The sequence below is a fragment of the Undibacterium hunanense genome (assembly GCF_014284335.1).
In the GTDB taxonomy this organism is placed as follows: Bacteria; Pseudomonadota; Gammaproteobacteria; order Burkholderiales; family Burkholderiaceae_D; genus Undibacterium; species Undibacterium hunanense.
Genome location: NZ_JACOGF010000020.1, coordinates 17,060 through 39,827 on the forward strand (window position 1 = coordinate 17,060; position 22,768 = coordinate 39,827).

General features: G+C 53.5%; 23 protein-coding genes. 15 read left to right on the top strand and 8 right to left on the bottom strand.

Annotated features, from left to right (window positions below; genetic code table 11):
- Positions 1–58: 58 nt before the first annotated feature.
- Positions 59–232 (bottom strand): hypothetical protein, encoded by a 174-nt coding sequence (locus tag H8L32_RS25435; RefSeq protein ID WP_186950669.1) that lies wholly within the window; start codon positions 230–232, stop codon positions 59–61.
- Between the two features lie 534 nt (positions 233–766).
- Positions 767–1,915, bottom strand: a complete 1,149-nt coding sequence (locus H8L32_RS25440; protein ID WP_186950670.1) for an MFS transporter — start codon at positions 1,913–1,915, stop codon at positions 767–769.
- Between the two features lie 365 nt (positions 1,916–2,280).
- Between H8L32_RS25440 and H8L32_RS25445 the strand changes: the two genes are divergently transcribed.
- Positions 2,281–2,742 (top strand): cache domain-containing protein, encoded by a 462-nt coding sequence (locus H8L32_RS25445; protein ID WP_186950671.1) that lies wholly within the window; start codon positions 2,281–2,283, stop codon positions 2,740–2,742.
- 143 nt (positions 2,743–2,885) lie between these two features.
- Here H8L32_RS25445 and H8L32_RS25450 read toward each other — a convergent pair whose 3' ends face one another.
- Complete coding sequence (locus H8L32_RS25450) at positions 2,886–3,278, bottom strand: VOC family protein (protein ID WP_186950672.1); 393 nt, start codon at positions 3,276–3,278, stop codon at positions 2,886–2,888.
- A gap of 319 nt (positions 3,279–3,597) precedes the next feature.
- Here H8L32_RS25450 and H8L32_RS25455 point away from each other — a divergent pair, with 319 nt between their 5' ends.
- From H8L32_RS25455 to H8L32_RS25505, 12 genes are all read left to right on the top strand, one after another.
- Positions 3,598–4,356 carry a hypothetical protein gene (locus H8L32_RS25455; RefSeq protein WP_186950673.1) on the top strand — a complete coding sequence of 253 codons (759 nt, stop codon included), beginning with the start codon at positions 3,598–3,600 and terminating at the stop codon, positions 4,354–4,356.
- A gap of 79 nt (positions 4,357–4,435) precedes the next feature.
- Positions 4,436–5,266 carry an AraC family transcriptional regulator gene (locus H8L32_RS25460; RefSeq protein ID WP_230412417.1) on the top strand — a complete coding sequence of 277 codons (831 nt, stop codon included), beginning with the start codon at positions 4,436–4,438 and terminating at the stop codon, positions 5,264–5,266.
- A 108-nt stretch (positions 5,267–5,374) separates the two neighbouring features.
- A complete protein-coding gene (locus H8L32_RS25465; RefSeq protein WP_186950674.1) occupies positions 5,375–5,698 on the top strand; it encodes an ArsR/SmtB family transcription factor in 324 nt (107 codons plus the stop codon).
- Positions 5,698–6,120 carry an SRPBCC family protein gene (locus tag H8L32_RS25470; protein ID WP_186950675.1) on the top strand — a complete coding sequence of 141 codons (423 nt, stop codon included), beginning with the start codon at positions 5,698–5,700 and terminating at the stop codon, positions 6,118–6,120. The genes H8L32_RS25465 and H8L32_RS25470 overlap by 1 nt, the downstream gene beginning before the upstream one ends.
- Entirely contained in the window at positions 6,117–6,245 is a 129-nt protein-coding gene (locus tag H8L32_RS28065; RefSeq protein WP_268977654.1) for a hypothetical protein, read from the top strand. The genes H8L32_RS25470 and H8L32_RS28065 overlap by 4 nt, the downstream gene beginning before the upstream one ends.
- A gap of 9 nt (positions 6,246–6,254) precedes the next feature.
- Positions 6,255–6,689, top strand: coding sequence for a DUF1801 domain-containing protein (locus tag H8L32_RS25475; RefSeq protein ID WP_186950676.1), 435 nt, complete (start codon positions 6,255–6,257; stop codon positions 6,687–6,689).
- Between the two features lie 94 nt (positions 6,690–6,783).
- Entirely contained in the window at positions 6,784–7,689 is a 906-nt protein-coding gene (locus tag H8L32_RS25480) for a DMT family transporter (protein WP_186950677.1), read from the top strand.
- A gap of 225 nt (positions 7,690–7,914) precedes the next feature.
- Positions 7,915–9,225, top strand: a complete 1,311-nt coding sequence (locus tag H8L32_RS25485; protein WP_230412418.1) for a M20/M25/M40 family metallo-hydrolase — start codon at positions 7,915–7,917, stop codon at positions 9,223–9,225.
- Between the two features lie 115 nt (positions 9,226–9,340).
- Positions 9,341–11,914 (top strand): glycosyl hydrolase 115 family protein, encoded by a 2,574-nt coding sequence (locus H8L32_RS25490; protein ID WP_186950678.1) that lies wholly within the window; start codon positions 9,341–9,343, stop codon positions 11,912–11,914.
- Between the two features lie 124 nt (positions 11,915–12,038).
- On the top strand, positions 12,039–12,494 hold the full coding sequence (locus H8L32_RS25495) for a MarR family winged helix-turn-helix transcriptional regulator (protein ID WP_186950679.1): 456 nt from the start codon (positions 12,039–12,041) through the stop codon (positions 12,492–12,494).
- 473 nt (positions 12,495–12,967) lie between these two features.
- Positions 12,968–13,393 (top strand): organic hydroperoxide resistance protein, encoded by a 426-nt coding sequence (locus H8L32_RS25500; protein ID WP_186950680.1) that lies wholly within the window; start codon positions 12,968–12,970, stop codon positions 13,391–13,393.
- 42 nt (positions 13,394–13,435) lie between these two features.
- Complete coding sequence (locus tag H8L32_RS25505; RefSeq protein WP_186950681.1) at positions 13,436–14,455, top strand: alpha/beta hydrolase; 1,020 nt, start codon at positions 13,436–13,438, stop codon at positions 14,453–14,455.
- A 153-nt stretch (positions 14,456–14,608) separates the two neighbouring features.
- On the opposite strand, the gene H8L32_RS25510 is transcribed toward H8L32_RS25505, so the two are convergent.
- The 4 genes from H8L32_RS25510 to H8L32_RS25525 all read right to left on the bottom strand — a co-directional run bounded on the left by H8L32_RS25510 (position 14,609) and on the right by H8L32_RS25525 (position 19,048).
- The gene (locus tag H8L32_RS25510) at positions 14,609–16,174 is read right to left on the bottom strand and encodes an eCIS core domain-containing protein (protein ID WP_230412419.1); all 1,566 of its coding nucleotides are present in this window, start codon (positions 16,172–16,174) and stop codon (positions 14,609–14,611) included.
- Between the two features lie 182 nt (positions 16,175–16,356).
- Positions 16,357–17,121 carry a hypothetical protein gene (locus H8L32_RS25515; protein ID WP_186950682.1) on the bottom strand — a complete coding sequence of 255 codons (765 nt, stop codon included), beginning with the start codon at positions 17,119–17,121 and terminating at the stop codon, positions 16,357–16,359.
- A 110-nt stretch (positions 17,122–17,231) separates the two neighbouring features.
- Entirely contained in the window at positions 17,232–17,954 is a 723-nt protein-coding gene (locus tag H8L32_RS25520) for a hypothetical protein (protein ID WP_186950683.1), read from the bottom strand.
- 122 nt (positions 17,955–18,076) lie between these two features.
- A complete protein-coding gene (locus H8L32_RS25525; RefSeq protein ID WP_186950684.1) occupies positions 18,077–19,048 on the bottom strand; it encodes a LysR family transcriptional regulator in 972 nt (323 codons plus the stop codon).
- A 121-nt stretch (positions 19,049–19,169) separates the two neighbouring features.
- On the opposite strand from H8L32_RS25525, the gene H8L32_RS25530 reads away from it, so the two are divergent.
- Both H8L32_RS25530 and H8L32_RS25535 read left to right on the top strand, forming a co-directional pair.
- Entirely contained in the window at positions 19,170–20,375 is a 1,206-nt protein-coding gene (locus H8L32_RS25530) for an MFS transporter (RefSeq protein ID WP_186950685.1), read from the top strand.
- 204 nt (positions 20,376–20,579) lie between these two features.
- Positions 20,580–21,377, top strand: coding sequence for a zinc metalloprotease (locus H8L32_RS25535; protein WP_186950686.1), 798 nt, complete (start codon positions 20,580–20,582; stop codon positions 21,375–21,377).
- A gap of 154 nt (positions 21,378–21,531) precedes the next feature.
- Here H8L32_RS25535 and H8L32_RS25540 read toward each other — a convergent pair whose 3' ends face one another.
- Positions 21,532–22,713 carry a hypothetical protein gene (locus H8L32_RS25540; protein ID WP_186950719.1) on the bottom strand — a complete coding sequence of 394 codons (1,182 nt, stop codon included), beginning with the start codon at positions 22,711–22,713 and terminating at the stop codon, positions 21,532–21,534.
- Between the last annotated feature and the right edge of the window lie 55 nt (positions 22,714–22,768).

Below are 22,768 nucleotides of genomic sequence, written 5' to 3' on the forward strand. Positions count from 1 at the left end.
TATGAGGCAAACGCATCTCACTCCTATTTATGAAATGAGTTCTAATCACAAACAGGGTTTATTCTTCTGCCTGATCACGGACATATCTTTCCTCTTCGGTGACCAGAGACTTTGTCGCTGTCTGCTTACGCAGGAATTCTGCCACCAGCAGCAACGCCAGCAATACAATCTGTGTGCCTGGCCGCCATGGGGAAAAAGCAGACGCAATGATGATCAAGAGCATCAATGCCATTTCGGCTCTGGTTCTTTGAATGACAGTGCGGTCCCGCAAAATGGCCTGGCAATGCGGGCATTTTGCCTTTTGGATTTGTGGCCGGTACCATTTCGCATGTGGAGGCCAGATTGCAATATCAGGCTGATCAAAACGACAGGCGCATTCCGGACAACGGTATTTGCCGGTATGTTTATCTGGCCCCGAAAATTCTGGCTCACAGCGCGGACAAACAGCGTTGGCGCTAGCCAAAGTATTACCGCAGTTTGCACATTGAAATCTGCTATCTGTCATAAGATTTTGAATTCGATATTGAACGGGGTGTCCGGTCTTCACGTAGTGAATTTGCCATCAGTTTAAAATACTATACGATCACATCACACTTTACAAATTCTGGATGATAAAAACGATGTACATGGGTTCAAGCCCCCGCATCTCCACACCGCGTAGGGTGCGCCACGCGCACCGTTTACGCAAATGGGTAGCGGTGTTCGGTGCGCGCGGCGCACCCTACGAAGGGACACGGTATGACTTATCGCAGCAAATTTATGGCCATCACAATCCACGACCAACAAACAATTTCAACCGTGAACTGGCCGCCACCAACAGCATGGCTGCTCCCAGACCGGCAAAGGCGGTGTTCAGGCTGATGGCGTGGGCGATGAAGCCGATCAGCGCTGGCCCGGCCAGCACGCCTGCGTAACCGATGGTGGTGATGGCACCAATGGCCAGACTGGCGGGCATGGCGTCTTGTTTGCCGGCAGCGCTGAACAGTATGGGGACGATATTCGATGCGCCTATGCCGACCAGCACAAAACCCGCAATCGCCAGGATGGGCGACGTGGCCAGCACCGCCGCAAAGAAACCGATGGCCGCACATATGCCACCGGCCAGCATCACCAGCTTGCCGCCAAAGCGTTTGACGACACGGTCACCAGTCAGGCGACCAGTGGTCATGGCGACCGAGAATGCGGCATAGCCTATGCCGCCCTGCCCAGCATCGAGGCCACGGCCTGCAGTCAGCAACAGGGCGCTCCAGTCCAGCAAAGCGCCTTCTGCCAAAAAGACGATAAAACACAAGACGCCGATCAGTATCACGGCACCATGCGGCACCACAAAATGCGGGCCATCACGGTCGGATGCATCCGGCTCGCGCAACAGATAGGGGCTGGCGATGCCCAGCATCAGTGCCACCAGCAGCGACAGGCAGATGCTGGATACCAGCGTGCCCATATCCAGCCACAACAACAGGGCCATGCTGCCCGCTCCCAGAAAACCACCGGCGCTGAACATGCCATGGAAGCCGGACATCAAGGCATCGCCGGACACTTTTTCAACGATGACCGCCTGTATATTCATAGCCACATCCAGTGTGCCTACGGCTGCGCCAAAGGCAAACAGGGTCAGGCCAAACAATAGTGGATTATCCACCAGTGCCAGACAAGGCAGGATGAGGCAAGTCAACGTACCCGCACACAAGACCACGGCACGGCAACCAAAACGGGCCGACAGCATGCCTGTCATGGGCATGGCCAGTAAAGAACCGCCACCCAGGCACAGCAACAGCAAACCCAGGGCTGCCTCATCCAGGCCGAGCCTGGCTTTGGCATAGGGCACCAGCGGTGCCCAGGCTGAAACGACGAGCCCGGCAGCCAGGAAAGCCAGGCGGGTAGACAAGCGTTGTGGTGCGCCAACTTCATTCATTGTGAATCTTCTACGGTGGGTCAATATTGCGACATCAAAACCTGTCAACAGGTATGAATGCATGTGATTCGGGGGCGTCATAGTCAAATAACGAAGGAAGCGGCATCTTACCGCATGTAGAGTGCGGAAGTAAAAAGAGCAATGAAACCACATCGACAAGCCGGGTTTGATCCAGCACATACCGATGTCACAATTTTTGGCACATTGATTTCACAGCTCTTCTATACTCATTTTGTACGCTTAGTTTTTCACCAGAATTCAGATCATTGTGTAGGCAATGCGATGCATGGCTACATGCATTTTAATTATGCAAATTACGCGATCACAATAGAATCTGACATTAAATAATAAACAAGGAGACGACAATGAACAGATTTGGCTCGCTGGTATTGGCTTTTTTCATGGCTTTTTTCTCATGCACGATAGCACTTGCCGCAGACGACAAGGGCACGGCAGATCAGGCTACGGCAATGGTAAAGAAGGCAGTCGCGCATTTCAAATCAGTGGGTAAGGATAAGGCACTGGCAGATTTCAATGATGCATCCAACAAGCCCTTCCATGACCGTGACTTGTATGTCATCGCCTTTGACATGGAAGGCACCATGCTGGCATCCGCCAATCCCAAGCTGATCGGCAAGCCGATGATGGATTTTAAGGATGGTGATGGCAAGCTGCTGACCAAAGAAATGCTGCACATCGCCAAAACCAAGGGTTCTGGCTGGGTCGAATACAAATGGCCCAACCCTGTCACCAAGGTACTGGAGCAAAAATCCACTTACATAGAAAAAGTGGACAATTATTTTCTGGGTGTAGGCATTTATAAGTAAATCGCACTGCCCCCCCACCTCCCTCACCGCCTCCGCACCAAACTCCTGTTATGCTGGCGAAATCAGTGTGCTGGCCGCATACTGCTTCGCCAGCCATTTTTTGGCCGGAGTGCGACTGACTGTTCGTTGATAGAAGGCAGGTTTCAGGTACCTGGGGGTTGCCACAGTTCGACCCGGTTACCTTCGGGATCCATCACCCAGCCAAATTTACCAAATTCTGACTCGTCGACCTTTGCGTCAACCGCGCAGCCTTCCTGGCGCAACTGCGCGAGCAGGGCATGCAGGTCATCCACACGATAATTGATCATGAATGCCTGGGTGCTTGGTGCAAAATAATCCGAATCGCTGGGGAATAATGACCAGACCGTTTTTTCAGTATCGGTGGTGCCATCGGCGTCTTTGCTACCGCTTGGCTGAAAAATCGCACCGCCCCATTCTTCCAGGTTGAAACCAAGGTGATCCCGATACCATGTACGCAGTTTTTCAGGGTCCTTCGCTTTGAAAAACACGCCGCCTATGCCTACAACACGTTTCATATCAACTCCCTGAAAACATCTGTCGAACAAAGAATCGCCTTATCTGGCCGATCACGCTACTGGATACTACATGATCAGATAATCGCGCGCAAATCAGTTGGCAAGGCACAGGCAGCAAGCGTGGCCCACATACCTGTGCTCAAAGGCCGCTCTGTCGTTTGGCAACACTGTCTCATTTTCAATGCTTTTATTACAAAAAGTACGATATTTGCTACACTGCACGCGGGAGTTGCTTCCATCGTTTGTATGCCGTCCACGCTGAAGCCGGGGCCAGTGCCTGATACAGGCCTGCCCTGTCTATAGAATGAGATCATCAAGCATGCGCTTAGTCCGTATCCTGCATCGCTATCTGCTGGCCAGCATCATGCTGATGGGCTTTGCCATGCCTGGGCTGGCACAGGAAACGCCAGCCAGCTTCAAACGCCATATCGTCTTGCCGGTATTTGTCGATGGTCTGGAGATGCGGCAAACCCGTTTTGCCCTGGAAATGGCCTATGCAGCCATCGGCATCAAAGTCAGTTTCGTGGCCCGGCCTGCCTTACGGGCACTGTTGGAAGCCGACAGCGGGCAGGTCGATGGCGAAGTGGTGCGCGATAACTCTATCGAAGCCAGCGCCCCCAACCTGGTGCGGGTTGACGTGCCCATGTTCCGCTATGTAGGCAGTGCCTTTGTACTAAAGGGCAGCGAGCTACCCACCAGCCTGGAAGCAGCATCACGCCTGCCCAGCGTGGGCATAGTCCGTGGTGCCAGACGGGTAGAAGTGGAAACCCAGGGCTGGTCCAATCTGGTGCCCATCAATGATCATGGTGCTGCCGTCAGGATGCTGAAAATCGGACGCATCAGCACCCTGATCGGTGCATATGAAGTCGTCAAGGATGCCATCCTCAGCAACCAGTTCAGTGAAAACGACTTCAGCTCACATGAGATGTACAGCATTCAGGTATTCCATTATCTGCACAAAAGCCATGCCGACATCATCCCCGCCCTTGGCCTGCAGCTTAACCGGCTCAAGGGTAGCCAGGCCACGGTACTGGATGGCTTGCGTGCCAGCAAAATCAAGGATTTCCCCCGGCAGTAGCGGCAACACCGGGCGCGATAGTGCTAGACTGTCATAACTACTCCAGCCCGGCACTGTTGCCCCTTAGCCGTACCACGCGATGAACAAACCCACCCAGCGCCCATTTACAATGCTGCCCTGCCTGATACCTGGCATTGAAGCCGTGCAAGCGCAGTCGCGGCATCGCTTTGGACGGCATATGCATGAACAGTTTGGCATAGGCGTTGTGCTACAGGGCGGGCAAAAATCACTGAGCGGGCGCGGCGTGGTAGAGGCCATGGCAGGTGATACGATTACCGTCAACCCTGGCGAAATCCATGATGGTACCCCCATCAGCGACGCTGGCCGCAGCTGGAAAATGCTCTACCTTGAACCAGCACTGATCGCCGCCCTGCGCAGTGACATCAGCGAAGGCAAATCAGAACACGCCGAATTTACCCTGCCCGTGATTGCTGACACACGCACCAGCAGGCAAGTACAAGACCTGTTTGCCTGCATGACCACACCCGGCAATAAAATTAACGGCGTCGCCCGCATGGCTGCCGAAGAAGCCATGCTCTTGCTGTTTGCCAAGGTCATGCATGTTCCCGCAGGCATGCACACGGTGCTGGCTATTCCACAGGCGATAGCACATGCACGTACCCGCATTGATGACGACCCCACCGCCGCCCTTACCCTGCACGAACTGGCGCAAGAAAGCGGCCTGAGCCGCTTCCAACTGGTGCGCGCCTTTGCCAGGGCTACTGGCATGACACCGCACGCCTATTTGTTGCAACGCCGCCTGCATCATGCCCGCCGCCTGATCGCTGGTGGCACACCCCTGGTGCAAGCCGCTGCCCACAGCGGTTTTGCCGACCAGAGCCATATGACGCGTCTGTTCATCCGCAATTTTGGTTTATCGCCCGGCATCTATGCCAGCGCGCTGACCTGAAACCACCACCACTTGCATAGCCCAAGCCCCATCTAAAAACCCTTCTTGACAATCCATAACCAGTTAGCTATGATTTATTTATGCCTATTTACAATGCGAGGATTAGCAATGCATGCCGAGCCAACCGCCGTCCTGAAAGTCTTGTCAGACCCGACCCGGCGCGCCATTTTTGAACGTTTGAGCAAAAGCGGTGAAATGACAGTGCATGCCCTGACTGACCCGTCTGGCGTGTCACAACCAGCCATTTCCAAACACCTTAACGCCCTTAAACAGGCGGGTCTGGTACAGGGCCGGCGTGAGGGGCGCGAGACCTATTACAGCGCTGAACCGAAAGCACTGGCACCGCTCATGAACTGGATCAGTTTTTATTCGACTTTCTGGCATCACAAATTTGACCGTTTGGAAGACCTATTGAAAAGGATGGATCAATAATGCATACCGATAAGCTACAGAACAGCAATGACACCCAAACCGTGGTGGTAGAGCGCGAAATGCCGCATCCCCAGGAAAAAATCTGGCGGGCGCTGACGCAGGGTTACCTGATCGAAGAATGGCTGATGAAAAACGACTTCCAGGCTGTCGTCGGCCACCGCTTCACGCTCAGTGCAGACTGGGGCACGGTGGATTGCCAGGTGCTGGTGGTAGAACCCAACCAGGCATTGTCGTATGCGTGGGAAGCAATGGGCCTTAAAAGTGTCGTCACCTGGACACTCACCGCCACCAGCAACGGAACCCATCTGCGTATGGAACAATCGGGCTTCCGCCCCGATCAGCAACAAGCCTTTCAGGGTGCAACATACGGCTGGCAAAAATTCTTCAACAGCCTCGACAATGTGGTGGGCGGTCTGTCATGAGCCATGCAGTCATGAACCATGTCATAGGCCGCGCCGTGGCTTTGCGTTGCCCGTCCCATGCTGGTCGTCTTGCATTGGCTGCTGTTCTCTGGAAAACACCTTTTCTGTCCTATCTGCCCTTTTGAAAGTGCCACATGAAAAAAACCGACACAGAGCAAGATCAGTCCGTCCCCGGTCAATCTGCATCTGAACTCATCTCGGCAAAAATTGCCAGCCTGGGTGACTGGCGTGGCGAAACGCTGGGCAAGATGCGCCAGTTGATCAAGGCAGCAGACCCCGATGTCGTCGAAGAAGTCAAATGGATGGGCACGCCGGTGTGGTCACATGACGGCATCATCTGCACTGGAGAATCTTACAAGAGTGTGGTGAAACTGACCTTCGCCAAGGGCGCTTCGCTGCCCGATCCGGCGCAGCTTTTCAACTCCAGCCTGGACGGCAACGTACGCCGCGCCATCGACATCCATGCAGGCGAAGCAGTGGATGAAGCCGCCTTCAAGGCACTGATACACGCAGCAATTGCCCTGAACAGTTCGGCCAAGAAAAAACCGGCAAAAAAAGCCAAAACCTGAACACCTGGCCTGCAATTTTGTTCAAGACCCGCAGGCCGTGACCTGTCAGGCTGATGCTTTTCCATTGATGGTGAGGCGGATGATGCGGCAAAAGATGTCAGACAGGTTATTGGGATATGTGTATTTGGCGCTGGCGATGATCCTGGTCGGCAGCACGGTGGTGGCCAGCAAGCTTATCGCATCGGGTTTGCCAGTATTCACCGCCACGGCACTGCGGTTTGCGATTGCTTTCCCCTGCTTTTTGTTGATGATGCGGGCCACAGGCACCCGTTTTTCAGGGCCGGGCAAATACAATAAGCATGACTGCATCATCCTGCTATTGCAGGCAGGTGCCGGCAGTCTGGGTTACACCACTTTGCTCATCAGCGGCCTGCACCTGACATCGGCGGCGGATGCCGGTGTCATCATCGGCACGCTGCCGATTGTGTCTGCCGCCATCGCCATCGTGTTGCTGGGCGAAAGACCGCAGCGCTTCCTGTTGCTGGCCGTGGTGCTGGCCGGTGCGGGCGTGTTGTCGATCGCCTTTGATGCAAAGCCCGGTGGTCATCATTCCCTGCCCGGCAATGCCCTGATCTTGTGCGCGGTCATTTGCGAAGGCCTGTTCATTTTGCTCAACAAGCGTTTGAAAACCGCCATCGCGCCACTCACCCTGTCCACCATCATGACGGGCCTGGGCCTTGCACTCTCCATCATCCCTGCCCTGTTTGAAATGCCCTGGAACACCCACATCAGCAGCGATGCAATGATGGCTGCCGCCTGGGCTACCGTGTATTACGCCCTGGTGCCTACCGTGGCGGGTTTTTTGCTGTGGTATGCCGGTGCCGCCCGCGTCAGCGGCAGCGAAGCCGCCCTCTTCACCGCCCTGGCCCCGGTATCGGCCGTGCTGCTGGCGATGGTGGTGCTGGGCGAACCTGTCAGCCGCAACCAGCTCATTGGCATAGTCTGCGTGTTGATCGCCATAGGGGGTATGGGTTTTCTGGGTAAGCCAGGCAATAAGTAGGGTGCCAAATGGCGATGGTGCGCGCGACGCACCCTACGAAAAACGTAAAATTGCTACGGAGTAGGGGGCTCCATGCGCACCATCGCCAACATATTGACATATCCGCACATCCAATAGCCTGTAGATGGTGGCACACATCATAATTTCATACATATGGATACTTCACACCCACACAAATCCGTTTATGATTGGCATCATACCTAAACCTCCCCACAAGGCACCGCCATGTCCAAACCCCGCAAAGCCCTACTCACCATGACGTTGCTGGCCGCTTTCGGTCTGCATGCCGCAGCAAGGGCAGATGATTTGTCAGCCACCGAGCAAAAAATTGTCGCCGCCGTACAGACAAGATCTGACGCTGCCCTGGAATTGCTGGAACGCAGTGTCAACATCAATAGCGGCACACTGAACCATGAAGGCGTGCGTGCCGTCGGCAAGCTATACCGGGCCGAGCTGGATGGCCTGGGTTTTAAAACCAGCTGGTCAGACATGCCAGCAGCCATGAACCGTGCCGGGCATTTGCTGGCAGAACGCGAAGGCACCCAGGGCAAGCGGGTACTGCTGATCGGCCATCTGGACACCGTATTTGAAAAAGACAGCCCGGTGCAATTGTGGAACAGGCAAGGCAACAAAGTGCGCGGCCAGGGCGTGAATGACATGAAGGGCGGCGACGTCATCATCATCGAAGCCCTGCGTGCGCTGCATGCCGTTGGTGCGCTGGACAATACCCGCATCCAGGTGATTTTTAGCGGCGACGAAGAAGCCGCAGGCCACCCCATCGCCATCTCGCGTGCGGACCTGGTCAACGCCGCCAAACGCAGTGATCTGGCACTGGCCTTTGAAGGCACGGCGCTCGATAGTCAGGGCAATGCCACCGGCACCATAGGCCGTCGTGCATCGGGCGGTTTTGTGCTCGATGTCAAAGCCAAACAAGGCCATTCTGCAGCTGTATTTGGCCAAAATGGCTATGGCGCGATTTATGAAACTGCCCGCATCCTCAACAGCTTTCGTGAACAACTGATCGAACCGGACCTCACCTTCAACCCCGGCAACATCATCGGCGGTACAGAAATCAGCTATGACGACCAGGCCAGCAAGGGCACTGCCTTTGGCAAAACCAATGTCATCTCGCCGACTGCGCAGGTGCATGGTGACCTGCGTTATATCACCGCCGAACAGGGTAAGCGCGCCGCAGACCGCATGCGCGACATCGTCGCCAAAAACCTGCCCGGCACCACCGCCAGCATCCGTTTTTATGAAAACTACCCGCCCATGTCGCCCACCATCGGCAACCTGGCCCTGCTGGAAATCTACTCCAAAGCCAGCAAAGATGCCGGGCTGGGTCCGATAGGCCCTTTCCCACCGGGCTTGCGCGGTGCTGGCGACATCCAGTTCGTCGCTCCATTCGTCGATAGCCTGGACGGCCTGGGTGCCACCGGCAGCGGTTCTCATTCACCAGACGAAGACCTCGACATCAGTTCCATACAGCGCGCTACCATCAGGACGGCGATTTATTTGTACAGGCTGACGCGGTGATGTAACAGCAATCATCTTGTCGATTGTTTGAGCGTGGCGGGCTGGTCTGCCGCCCCGGCGGGTAGTGTTCTCCTACAATGCGGGTTATAGATGACACTCGACAGGACGACCCGCCATGCACGCTTTCGCCAGACTTTGCCGCATATTGATTAGCTTGCTGGCTTCGTCTTTCCTGTTATGCAGCCCTGTGCTGGCGCAGAGCAGTCCCCATGATGACTGGATCAGCAGTGTTGTCCTGCCCGGTTCGGCTGTCATATCCGACGCCAGCAAACCCACACAGATCGTGCTGGCTGATGGCGATGCCAAAGTCGTGCAACTGGCGGCGCGTGATCTGGCGACTGACCTGGAGCGTGTCACCGGGCGGCACGCACATATTAGCTCGCCCTCTGCCATCAAATCCACGTCGCTGATCCTGGTCGGCACGCTGGGCAAATCCCCCTTGCTGGATCAACTGGTGGCGGCAGGCAAGCTAGACATTGGCAACCTGCGTGGCGCGTGGGAAAGTTTTGTTGTCGCCAGTGTCACCGCACCCATGCCGGGTGTGGATAATGCCGTGGTCATTGTGGGCAGTGATGCACGCGGCACCGCCTTTGGCATTTATGAATTGTCGCAAGCCATCGGTGTGTCGCCGTGGCATTGGTGGGCAGATGTGGCACCGGAAAAGAAAGCAGCCCTGTACATGGCAGCAGGCACACGGCGCTTTGGACCGCCTTCGGTCAGGTATCGCGGCATTTTCATCAATGACGAAGACTGGGGCCTGCATGTGTGGGCGGCCAACAATTTTGAGCCAGAACACAAGGGCATAGGCCCCAAGACCTATGCCAAAGTGTTTGAACTGTTGCTGCGCCTGAAGGCAAATACCCTGTGGCCTGCCATGCATGCAGTCAGCCCGCCTTTCAACCAGTTGGCTGCCAATGCGGCGCTGGCGAATGACTATGGCATCGTCATGGGATCATCCCATGCTGAACCCATGCTGCGCAATAATGTCGGCGAATGGAAGGCCGCGCCAGAAAGCTATAATTACGTCAGCAATGCAGATGGCGTGCGTGCTTATTGGGAAGAACGCCTGCGCAGCAATGGCGGCTATGAAAACATCTATACCCTGGGTATGCGCGGCATCCATGATTCCAAAATGCAGGGGCCAAAAACGGATATAGAACGCAGGCAGGTGCTGGAAACCATCTTTAGCGACCAGCGTCGTCTGTTAAACAAATACGTGAACCCCGACATCAATCAGGTACCGCAGGTATTTTGTGCGTATAAAGAAGTATTGCCTCTGTACCGTCAGGGCCTGCAGGTGCCGGACGATGTCACCATCATCTGGCCGGATGACAATTTTGGTTATGTGCGCAGCTTTGCCACTGCAGAAGAACGCAAGCGTGCAGGTGGCTTTGGCGTATATTACCACCTGTCATATCTGGGCGCACCTTTGTCTTACCTGTGGCTAAGCACCACGCCCCCGGCCCTGATCTGGGAAGAAATGAGCAAGTCTTACGACAACGGTGCCCGTAACATATGGATAGCCAATGTCGGCGACCTGAAACCAGCAGAAATCGGCACCGAATTCTTTTTGCAAATGGCCTGGGACATGCAACGCTGGCCGCTGGCACAACTGTCCACCTACTTGCGACAGTGGGCCGGGCGTGAATTTGGGGCAACACAGGCAACAGAAATTGCCGCCATCATGTCAGAGTATTACCAACTGAATTACCAGCGCAAGCCAGAACACCTGCAATGGTGGCTGCCCAAAGAAAGCCCACGCCCGAGCGCACTAAGCCCTGACGAAATCACACAAAGGCTGGCGGCATTTACGCAATTGCAAAGCCGCGTTGGCAAAGTTGGCAAGCAACTGCGCGCCGACCAGCAAGATGCATTTTTTGAACTGGTGGCCTACCCGGTGCAGGCATCGGCCCTGGCGAATCTGCGTTATTTTGAAACCGAACGCGGCAACCGTGCTGCCGCCATCAACGCCGACCAGCAACTGCAAACCATCAACGCCCATTGGAACGGCCCACTGGCAGCTGGCAAATGGCGTGGCATCATGGCAGCAGAACCGGCAGATGATCAGTGGAAATCCATGCGCATCAGCAAGTGGCAGGCGCCCGCTACAGATATTGTCGCTGCAGCACCCGTAGCACCTGTAGCACCTGTAGCACCGCCCACCGCATCAGTGGTCGCCATGGAGGCCGAACAATTCCAACATCAGCGTGCAAATGGCAGCATGCGCTGGGAACTGATACCCGGCCTGGGCCGCACTGGTGCTGGCACTATGGCCTTGTTCCCCACCACGGCCGCTGCCATCCCACTGGCGCAGGCAGCAAGCACAGCACCGCGTCTGGATTATGAATTTACGCTGGACGGTACAGACGGTGCGGGCAACTACCAGTTTTCAGCCTACCTCATCCCCACTCAACCTCTCAGCGGTACGGTACTGGAGCTGGCCATTGCCATTGATGATGGCGCACCTCAACTGGTACAACTCGATGTCAAAGATGGCAGTGCAGAATGGGCGCAGGGTGTATTGAATGCCACACGCATTGCCAGCACCCCGGTGGGCACGCTGGCGGCAGGCAAGCATCAATTGCATGTGTATGGCATACGCCCCGGCATTGTGGTGGACAAGATCGTGCTGCATCAGGGCAAGCTGTCATCTGGCTATCTGGGGCCGGTGAGCGCAAGCAGGAATTAACCAACGGAAGATATGGCAATAGCTGCCGCCATTACCGTCCATACAATTGCGATCATAAATGCCGTTACAATTAATTTTTAAAAATAACTTGCTATTAGATAGTACGCTATATATTATGTGAAACATGAAAACGCCCAACACCAAATCCATGCCAGTACCGCAGCTCGGTGATCAGTTGTGCTTTGCCTTGTATTCCACCTCACTGGCAATGAACAAGCTGTATCGCAAGCTATTGAAAGGCATGGGCATCACCTATTCGCAGTACCTGGTGCTGATGGTGTTGTGGGAGCAGGATGCGCAAACCGTGAATGACATCGGTGCCCGTCTGATACTGGATTCAGCCACCCTGACACCTTTGCTGAAACGCATGGAAGCGCAGGAACTGATCACCAGGGTCCGGGCCGCCAGCGATGAAAGACAGGTCATCATTTCACTGACCAAAGCTGGCAATGACATGCGCAAGGCAGCATCTGCCCTGCCGGTGTCGGTGATGTGTGCGACAGAATGTTCGTCAGACCAGATCAAAGGCTTGAAGGAAGAAATTATCGCATTGCGGGAAGCGATTTTGAAGAATGCATGAAGGTAGTAGATGCAGAAGCAGTAGGTACGATTCGCGGAGCGTAATCGTACGAATGTGAGCCACGGCTTGTGATATTTAAATGCCGATTTGAAATATCTTCGTGATTTTCAGGCATAGCATATGTGCGATTACGCTACGCTAATCTCACCTACGCAGCTTGGTTTCTTGACGAATGCAAGGTAGTTTTTAGCAAATTCGATTGTTGTTTTTATATAGTGAGCTATTTAATAGTAATCTATTTATGTGGGATTACAAAGAATGGCTGCAAGAGCAGGCAAGTGTGTCATCAGTTTAGCTACTTGCTTCATATCATTTATATAGCTCACTATTTATTTTGTAGCGATTTAAATTCAAGAAAAAAATGCAGTAAAAGTAGCAGCAGCAGTAAAACCAGCAACGCCAGCAACACCGTAGCAAACCCATGTGTTTTATTTTCGCAGCCATACCGGCTGCACAAACTGAAAGGAAATTGTATGTCTATAGCTCAAGTTCTCTATCGTGCGTATGCCAAAGCCACCGGTGGTCGTGATGGCCGTGCTGTTTCTTCGGATGGCGTACTGGATATCAAGCTGTCTACCCCCAAAGAACTGGGTGGTGCGGGTGGCGCGGCGACCAATCCGGAGCAATTGTTTGCTGCCGGTTATTCAGCCTGTTTTCTGGGTGCGATGAAATTTGTCGGCCAGCGCGACAAGATCGCCATTCCGGCAGATGTTGAAGTCAATGGCAGTGTCGGCATCGGTGCGATACCACAAGGTTTCGGCATAGAAGTTGAACTGAAGATCAGCCTGCCCGGCATGGACAAAACCGTGGCCGAAGACCTGATCGCCCGCGCCCATATCGTCTGCCCGTATTCGAATGCGACGCGCAATAACATCGACGTCACATTGACCCTGGTGTAAACCTGACGCATCACAACCCCATCCATCATCACAGGACATACCATGAACCACTTGAAGACCATCCTGGCAGCGACTGCCATCAGCTTATCTGTTACCAATGCCTTTGCCGCCGGTAGCCCGGGTGTGGAACCAACTACCCAGGCCTTCCTAGAAGCCTTGCAGGCCGGTGGTGGCAAGCCACTGGAACAACTGTCTGTCGCCGATGCGCGTGCCGTACTGGTCGGCGCGCAGGCAGGCGTGAAACTGACTTTGCCCAAGGCTGATGTCTCTGAAAAAATCGTCAAGCTCAACGGCAGCGATGTCAGGCTGACCATCGTGCGCCCGGCTGGTGTCAAGAAAACCTTGCCTGCGTTCATGTTCTTCCACGGTGGTGGCTGGGTGCTGGGCGATTACCATACCCATGAACGTCTGGTACGCGACCTGGTGGCACAGTCTGGTGCAGTGGCCGTGTTTGTGAATTACACACCGTCACCAGAAGCAGGTTATGGCGTCGCCATACAGCAGGCGTATGCAGCGACCAAATGGGTAGCAGAGCATGGCAAAGAAATCCACGTGGATGGTAGCCGCCTGGCAGTAGCAGGCAATAGTGTAGGCGGCAATATGGCAGCCGTGGTCAGCCTGATGGCGAAAGAAAAAGGCGAACCCAAACTGCGTTCACAGGTCTTGCTGTGGCCAGTGACGGATGCCAGTTTCGACAATGCGTCTTACCAGCAGTTTGCCGATGGCCATTTCCTGACCCGCAATATGATGAAATGGTTCTGGGACAATTACACCACCGACCAGGCAAAGCGCAAGGAAATCTACGCATCGCCTCTGCAAGCCAGCACCGAGCAGTTAAAGGGTTTGCCACCAACACTGATACAAACCGCTGAATTTGATGTGCTGCGTGATGAAGGTGAAGCCTATGGTCAGAAGCTGGCCAGTGCCGGTGTAGCAGTAACTACCGTCCGCTACAAGGGCATGATTCATGACTTTGGCTTGTTGAATGTGTTGAGCACGGTACCGGCAGTACGGTCGGCGATGTTACAGGCAGGGGCTGAGTTGCAACTGCGCTTGAAGTAATAGCCTGACAAATACAGCAGATACATCACGCCAGCCATGTTGTATCTGCTGATTTTTCAGCATTCATTTCATCATTTCATCATTTCACGCTACTGAATGCAAGTGGCGATGAAATTATCGAAACGTATTCGCAATCAAGCGAAAAATAAACTCTTAAAAAATAGCGCACATGTCTTTACATGTTTCTTCATAGCCTTTTGGATCAGTCAATATTTTCTTTTTTAAATCATCATCGTCATCTATTTCGTCGAGCAGTCTGTCAGTATTGTCGATGCGCTGATTCTTAAACTGATCACTGTCTTTTCCAGCAGCGCCACTTAACTCATGGATACCAAATTTCTCGGGATCGATGATATCTTCAGGATCAATCTTATTGCCTTCCACTTGCTGGCTCTTCAACACCAAAGACGGAATAAATTCATGGTTGCGCAAGGACTCCAGGGCATACAGATACTTGAAGTGTTCACTTCCGCCACCAACTGTTGGATAGAGATTATTTTCAGTCAGGCTGGCATAGCTGCTTTTCCCTTTGGTTCCCGCCAGAGAAACATGAGTAACCGCCAGCAAATCCTTGTAAGTGCGCAGATTGCTTTGGTTGGCTACATTAACAGAAAAATGTACTTGCCCAATCGAAAAATGAGCTGTGAACCGAGCATTGCTGTTTCTGTCAATCACATTGGTAAACATCTTTTTTAAGATAAGGTGCAAATCGTTGACCTTGTTTCCCTTATTTTGTTTCGCTTTCTTTAAAATGCCTTTAGAAACTTCAAAAATTCCCGTGATGCGTTTGAGTTTCGTAGAATTTATCTTAGAACGCCTGCCTCTTACTGATTGTGATTTTCGTATGTGCTCAAGAACAAAATCCGATTTTTTTATTTTCTTTTTATCGTCTGGTGCAGGAACCTCTACCAGGGCCTTCTTCTTTTTATCATAAATATAGTGCCTGTTTGGGTCATCCATTTTTTCCCGCATCTCTTTTGGATCAACGCCTTCCAGTTTAATCGCATTCTTATACGGGTCTGATCTGGCCGTTTTTAGTTTATGGACAATACGCTGCACGGGCACGTGCTCATACTGCCGATCGGCTCCAGGCGATGAAGCAGACTGCGCGCTGATCTGATTTTGTGCGACGCGCTTTTGTTGTATCGCCCCGCCCTGACTCAATGCCTTTGCCCCCATGACATCGGCTTCCTGTTCCAGCCCGGCATCATCATTGACGGCAACACCCTGTTTGATTTTCAAGGTAGGACGAACCCGTCCTTGCGCCTGCTGCACCACATGCCAGGCTTCATGCGGCAAATGCTGTTCTTGCCCCGGTGCCAGGTGGATGGCATTGCCCTGGGCAAAGGCATGCGCCTTCAGCTGGGCTGGTTTGGACGAATTGTAATGCACGCGCACATCGTCCATGCGCATGCCGGACAGGGCTTCTATGCCTGCTTTTAACTGGGCTGGCAAACCATTGGCCTGTGCAGAAGATGCCACCGGTTTGGCTTCCTTGCCTGGTTTTCCCTGCTCCATCAACTGGGCACAGGCTTGCAGTCGCCGTGCTTGCGGACTGTGGTTGGCCATCTGCTGCAACTTTCGCTGCGCAAGGGCGGCGGGCCGCTGATCATGCACGCTGGCAGCCACTGTAGCCAGTGTCTGTTTTTGCCGCGCATCAACGCCTGTCATAGCCCTTGGCTGACAGGGTTCGGCTTTAGCAAAAAAAGGTGCTTTCATGGCGGCACGGGGAAATTGGACAAATAGCGAAAATCACATAACACATTACAACATGATCAATGTTGCAACAAGCACTAAATCATGCACCAAGAGATGCACGGTGCCGATAAAACCAGGAAGCAGGGCATTGCTGTAATGCCACTATTCCACTATTTATTACATCTATTCGGTACCTCTATTTATTATCTCTTTTTGGGGTTTTCTTTCTTCAACTCTTTCTGGCAATCTGCATAATTCGAGAATTCATAGATCACCCCTACCCCGCCCTGATGAATGGTTTCCGCCTGGGCATAGACGATGATGTTCATGATATCGTCGGGCAAATCTTTTACCGTTCTACCTGCGGCCCAGCGATAGCCATAGCTGACGGATCCTTCTTTCAGGCCCACCATCCAGTATTGTGGCTTTTTGCGATAGACATCAACGCTGATGACGTCTTTTTTCTTGCTGGGTTTGCCGTATTTTTCTTCCAGGCTGGCAGCGATGCGGTCTACTGCTCCCCTGATTTGATCACCACTGCCATTGACGGTATCAAAGCGGGCATATCCACCGATCCTGCACAAGCCGCTCAAGGGTGTGGCCAGGGCAAAATAGTCAGAAAAATCTGCCATCGGTTGTGGTGGTTTGCCAGTGTACAAATGCCTTACCTTGTCTGAAGCGCTGTAGGCCAGTTGACCGGTCAGTTCAGCTTCGGTGATGCCCATGGCCAGACCCAGCGGGCCGTTGTAGGCGAGCCTGCTGCTTGCCTGCGCTGTTCCCGCGCTGGCTTCTGAAGCTATTGCAGGCAGAAAAGCGGAGGTGGCAGAGGCATGGGCCAGAGCTTTTCCGGCATCAGATGCGGCAGGTTTTTGACAACCTGCCGCAGCAGTCAGCAACAAAAATGACACGGCAACATTGCGCAGCATTGCCGGGTGGTGAGGTCGCTGGTTGGCTATCATTTCAGACAACGATCTTTGCTGTTTGGTGTACTGTTTGGTAATTTGGCGAATGCTGATCAGTCATATCGTGTGATGGATATGACTGATACGATGAATGTCATAGCGAACTACAAATTACTCTACAGATTACTCGCTTTGGCTTTTTTGTATTCTTTCTCGCACTCTTTGAAATTCGTCATGTCATAAGTGACACCGACACTACCTGAATCCAGAGAATAACCAGTGACGGTGATATCTATAGAGTCAATATTGTTTGGCAAAGCGGCAGTGTTTTTTCCTTTCTCCCAGTCATAACCATAGACGACAGATTTTTCCTTCAAACCCAGCATCCAGTATTGTGGATTCCTGCGGTAGATATCATTGGCAATACTATTGTATTTACCGCTCGGTTTCCCGTACTTTTCTTCCATCAGAGACGCCAAATTATCTGCTTCTTCCTTGAGCTGATCACCTCTGTCATTCACAGAATTGATCACCTTGATTGCACGTATCCGACAAACACCCGCAACAGGCGTAGCGATTACATAGTATTTCGTAAATCCAGGGCCAAGCTTGGGTGGCGTTCCTGTATAAACGTGGGTCGCTTCTGCAGTATTGGTAAAGCCAAAAATCTCGTGTATTTCTTTGTCACTAATGCCCATTGCGAGGCCAAACGGACCATCATAAGTCTTGACCGCAGGCTTGGCGGCTGTCGTGGTTGCAGCCACTGCAGATGCAGTTGCCGAAGACGATGCCGCGGTTTTGGGTTCTTCATGCTTTTCGCAAGCAGACAGGCTGGCGATTGCAGCGATCACGGTCATGGATAAAAATTGGCGATGGAATGCTTGTTTCGTTCTTTTCATAGTGGGCATTTTTTTTGGTTTATCTTGGAACTACGCGACAATTCTGCATGGGTGGCAGACATCAATTAGATGATAAACAGGCATAAATTGCAACGCCTTTCCTTTAAACAATCATCGATGCCTTATTCTTTATCCAGCGGCAGGCGTGTCATTAAAAAACTCAGGAATGCCGCGACACGCGGGGCGATGGCTTCCTGTTTGTAAAACACGGCCCACACCGGCTGAGACCAGGGCAAAGCCTTACTGGCCAATACCGGTACCAGGCGACCATGGGCGCGATCTGCCGTGGTCATAAAATCTGCCAGACAGACAATGCCTGCCCCGCTCAACGCCAGATGGCGCAGGGTTTCGCCGTTTGATGCGCTGACTGTTGCATCGATCACCAGACCACCCTGCCTGCCTAATGGATCAAAATCGGGGTCAAAATCAGGATCAAAATCGGGATCAGAATCAGAATTGGAATTGGAATTTGCAGTTGAACCGGCCAGCGGCCAGGTGTTCAGGCTGGCAGGTGTGGTAAAGCCTAGCAGGCGATGGTGTTGCAGGTCGCTCACTTCTTTCGGTTCACCATGACGCGCCAGATAATGCGGCGCTGCCACCACACGCAGGCGGCTATTGCCCAGGCGACGTGCATGCAGGCTGGAATCGGTCAGGTTACCGATGCGTATGGCAAGGTCGGCACGCTCTTCGATCAGGTCAACAAAGGTTTCGCCACTGACCAGTTCCAGCCGTATCAGCGGATAGGCATCCATAAAATCGGCCACCAGCGGTGCGAGCAAATGATCAAGTGTAGGCGTGGCTGCATTTACCCTGACCAGGCCAGACGGTTGTGACAATCTGGCCGTTAATTGATCTTCGGTATCTTGCAGGTCGGCCAGCAGCTTTCTCGCCCTTTGCAGGAGCCATGTTCCCTCTTCCGTCAAATCCAGCCGGCGCGTGGTGCGGGTCATGAGAGTCATGCCCAGCTGTGTTTCCAGCCGCGACATGCTGCGACTGATGCCGGACGGCGTCTGGCCCAGTCGCTCCGCCGCTGCAGAAAACGAGCCGGTATCAACGACGGCGACAAAGGCAGTGAGTACATCCAGACCTAGCATTAGTGACTCCCAGTCAAAAGTCTAGTGTAACCGCAGGCATTTTTCTTTGCAGCATCAAACTGCACAATGTGGGCTGTTTTAGTCTATTCATGATCTATTCAGGATTTATTCAGGAGCCACTATGCCTCTCGCCTTATGGGCGCTCACTCTCAGCGCCTTTGCCATCGGTACGACAGAATTCGTGATTGTCGGCCTGATCCCCACCATTGCCGACAGCCTGCAGGTGTCGGTTCCTTCGGCTGGCCTGCTGGTCAGCCTGTACGCCATGGGTGTAGCCGTTGGCGCACCAGTCCTGACGGCACTGACTGGGCGCCTGCCACGCAAGCAATTGCTGCTGGGTCTGATGGCCTTGTTCACCATCGGTAACCTGGTCGCCTGGATGGCCCCCGGCTACCATGCGCTGATGGCTGCCCGTGTCCTGACCGGGCTGGCCCATGGCGTGTTCTTTTCCATCGGGTCTACCATCGCTACTGGCCTGGTACCCAAAGAAAAAGCTGCCAGCGCCATTGCCCTGATGTTTACCGGTCTGACCGTGGCACTGGTGACAGGCGTGCCGCTGGGCACCTTCATCGGTCAGCATTTTGGTTGGCAGGCGACCTTTCTGGCCGTGTCTTTGCTGGGTGTGATTGCCTTTATCGGCAGCTGGATACTGATACCCGGCCATATTGCCAGCGCTGCTCCGGCTTTATTACTGACCCAACTGGCGGTTCTGAAAAAGCCGCGCCTGTTACTGGTGTATGCCATGACGGCGCTGGGTTATGGCGGCACTTTTATCACATTTACGTATCTGGCACCAATACTGCAAGACATCAGCGGGTTTTCACCTTCGGCCGTGGGTCTGGTGATGCTGGTGTATGGGGTATCGGTTTCCGTGGGCAATATTTGGGGTGGCAAACTGGCTGATAAAAAAGGCCCCATACGTGCCCTGCAAATTATTTTTGCCCTGCTGGCTGTGGTCTTGCTGGTGCTGACCTTCACTGCACACAACAAGTGGCTGGCATTGCTGACAGTATTGGCCTGGGGTGCGGTTGCTTTTGGCAATGTGCCGGGTTTGCAAGTGTATGTGGTACAGCGTGCAGAACGCGATGCACCACAAGCCATTGATGTAGCGTCCGGCCTGAACATTGCTGCTTTCAACGTCGGCATAGCCGCCGGTGCCTGGGCCGGTGGCCTGATCGTCAGCCGCTTCGGCCTGATGACCACGCCATGGATAGGTGCACTGGTGGTTGTCGGTGCCTGGGCCCTGACGACACTGGCAGGACGCCTGGACCGGGCAGATGGTGTAGCGGATAAACCAGTCAATCTGGGTGCAGTAGCCATGCATTGATGTGGTAGGCAGCCGCTCGTCAAGTTCGAGATATAGTGTTTAAAACATCGCGTTTTAAATATCCCGTTTTAAATATATCGTTTCGTATTTCAAACTTGGCAAACTTGGCAAACCGAGCAAGCGGCTGCCGTTAAAATTTTACTTTTATCCATGTTGAAGCGCTAAACTGGCAGTCAATCTCCAACGCTTATTGATGACGCCAACGTGAAACGCATGCCTACCTATCGCCATCTGCTGACGCAGTACGCCCGGTTCTTGAAGTTTGCTGGCCTGGCCGCCATACTGGTCGGCGCTGCGGCAATCCGTGCAGAAGAAACAGCCCCCGCAACAGAATGCAGCAAACTCATCCCGCCTGAATATCAATGGCAGCCGCTGGACTGGTCGCAATTACATGCAGCCAGCCTGCCGCGTGAATTGCGCATATTCCCAAACCAGCAGCCAGGCTGCGAGGCCAACGAGGCAATGTGCACGGCAGCAGAAAGCAACAGGCTGATAGGCATCCATGTGGACGTGTATTTCAAAGACTCCGCCATCTGGAACAGGCCGGAACAATTGTTGCCTTACATGGAACTGGTCAACCGTTACTATCAGCAGGCGCGTATTGTCTTCCATTTCAGGTTCAAACCTGCGACAGAGATACCAGCATGGAATGACAACATCAACCAGTTGTCCGTCATTTTTGCAGCAGCCATGCCCAATCCGGCAGGCACGGTTGCGGATGCCTTTGGCAATCTGCCCGCCGGTAAGGCGGTATTCAATGATGTGCTGATGAACCGTCCGGACAGACACGCCAATCGCTATTTCGCTATGGGCAAACCGCTAGGGCATGAGCTGGGCCATGTGCTTGGCCTGGCGCATACGCAGGACAAGGCATTGTTGATGACGCAAGGCACCTCACCACAGAATGCACTCGTCATCACGCCTGAGCAGGCCCTGATCATGCGGGTAATGGCATTGCAGCGTTTTGGCGGGGTGTTTGAAGCGGTCAGCGCGTGTAATTAAGATGGTGGCAATAAAGAGATAACACAAATTGGTGCGCGTGGCGCACCCTACTCCGTAGCAATTTTACGTTTTTCGTAGTGCGCCACGCGCACCGATCAAGCGATATCCGCATCGAAAACGTGTCTTCAAAACCCCATCATCGAACAAGGATGTTTCAAGGATACACCACCTTGCACGTCGCCCCTTTTCCAACTTCACCAACTGCAACACCAAACACCGCCTGCATGCCGCACTGTGACCCGAACATGCGTTCCTGGTCGTGGCCAACACCGTTCACTTCCAGATAGCGGTGCATGGACATCACCGGCGGAATGGCCACCGGCAATGACAAAGCCGGGTTGGTCGTTGCACCAGCTTTGGGTTCTGCCTTTGCCTGCACCTTGCTGTTGACCTGCGCAGCCAGTTGCGTATCAAGCATGGCTTCGTAACGCCAGTATCCGCGTGCACGTTCCAGGCGATTGGGGCCTTCTGCTTCGGCACCGCAGGATTTATCCAGCACACGGTGATTCGGGTCATTGTCGCTGGTACCTGCCAGGTAAGTGACCTGACGTTTCTGATAGCGCCGGTACAGCTCATCACCATTCATCTTGTTGGCATACGCCACCATGTGCTGCATGCCATAGCGGTAATCATCATAATTGGCGCACAGGGCCGTGTCATACGGGGCAAACCCCTTGACACCGGGGCGGTCTGGCGTAAAGTACAGATACGAAGACGGATTCGCCACCACATACTGCACATCCAGCCCCTGACTACGCAGGCGGTCGTCAACATGATTGAGCACAGCATAACGATGTATCAATTGCGCGCCACCAGAATGACCGGCAAAGGTGATCTTGCTGATCAGCGGAAAACGTTTTTTGTCCGCCACCATCAGCGCCAGATCATCCATCACACGCAGGGAACTTAACTCTGCAGGCACAGCTGCGGCAGGCAGCGCCGCATCACCACCGGTCCAACCCTGCACGGTCCATACCGGCATGCCGGTAAAACCTTTGTCCGCATCTGGCGTACCAGGGAAATTGGGGGCAATAATCAACACATCCTGCCCGGACCTGCCAGCCGCTTTCAGCAAGTTCATGGCAGCGGCATAATAATCATCGCCATTACGCTGTATGCCATGCTGGACAAAAATCACTTCACGGATTTTATTGTTATCTTTGCCGCCATCTGTGACCAGATCGTGATTGGCATAGACAGGGAAATCATAACCTGTCAAATGTACGCGCTGCCATGCTGGTGCGCTGGTGGTTTCTGCGGCAAGGGTGGCCGTGCTGACGGTGTAGCCTGTAGCGGTCAATAGCAAGGCGGTGAAGGCGTGTCTGAACAGGTGCATGGTGGTCCTTTTATCATCTCAACATTCATCCTTGGATGATAACATTGTCCCGGTG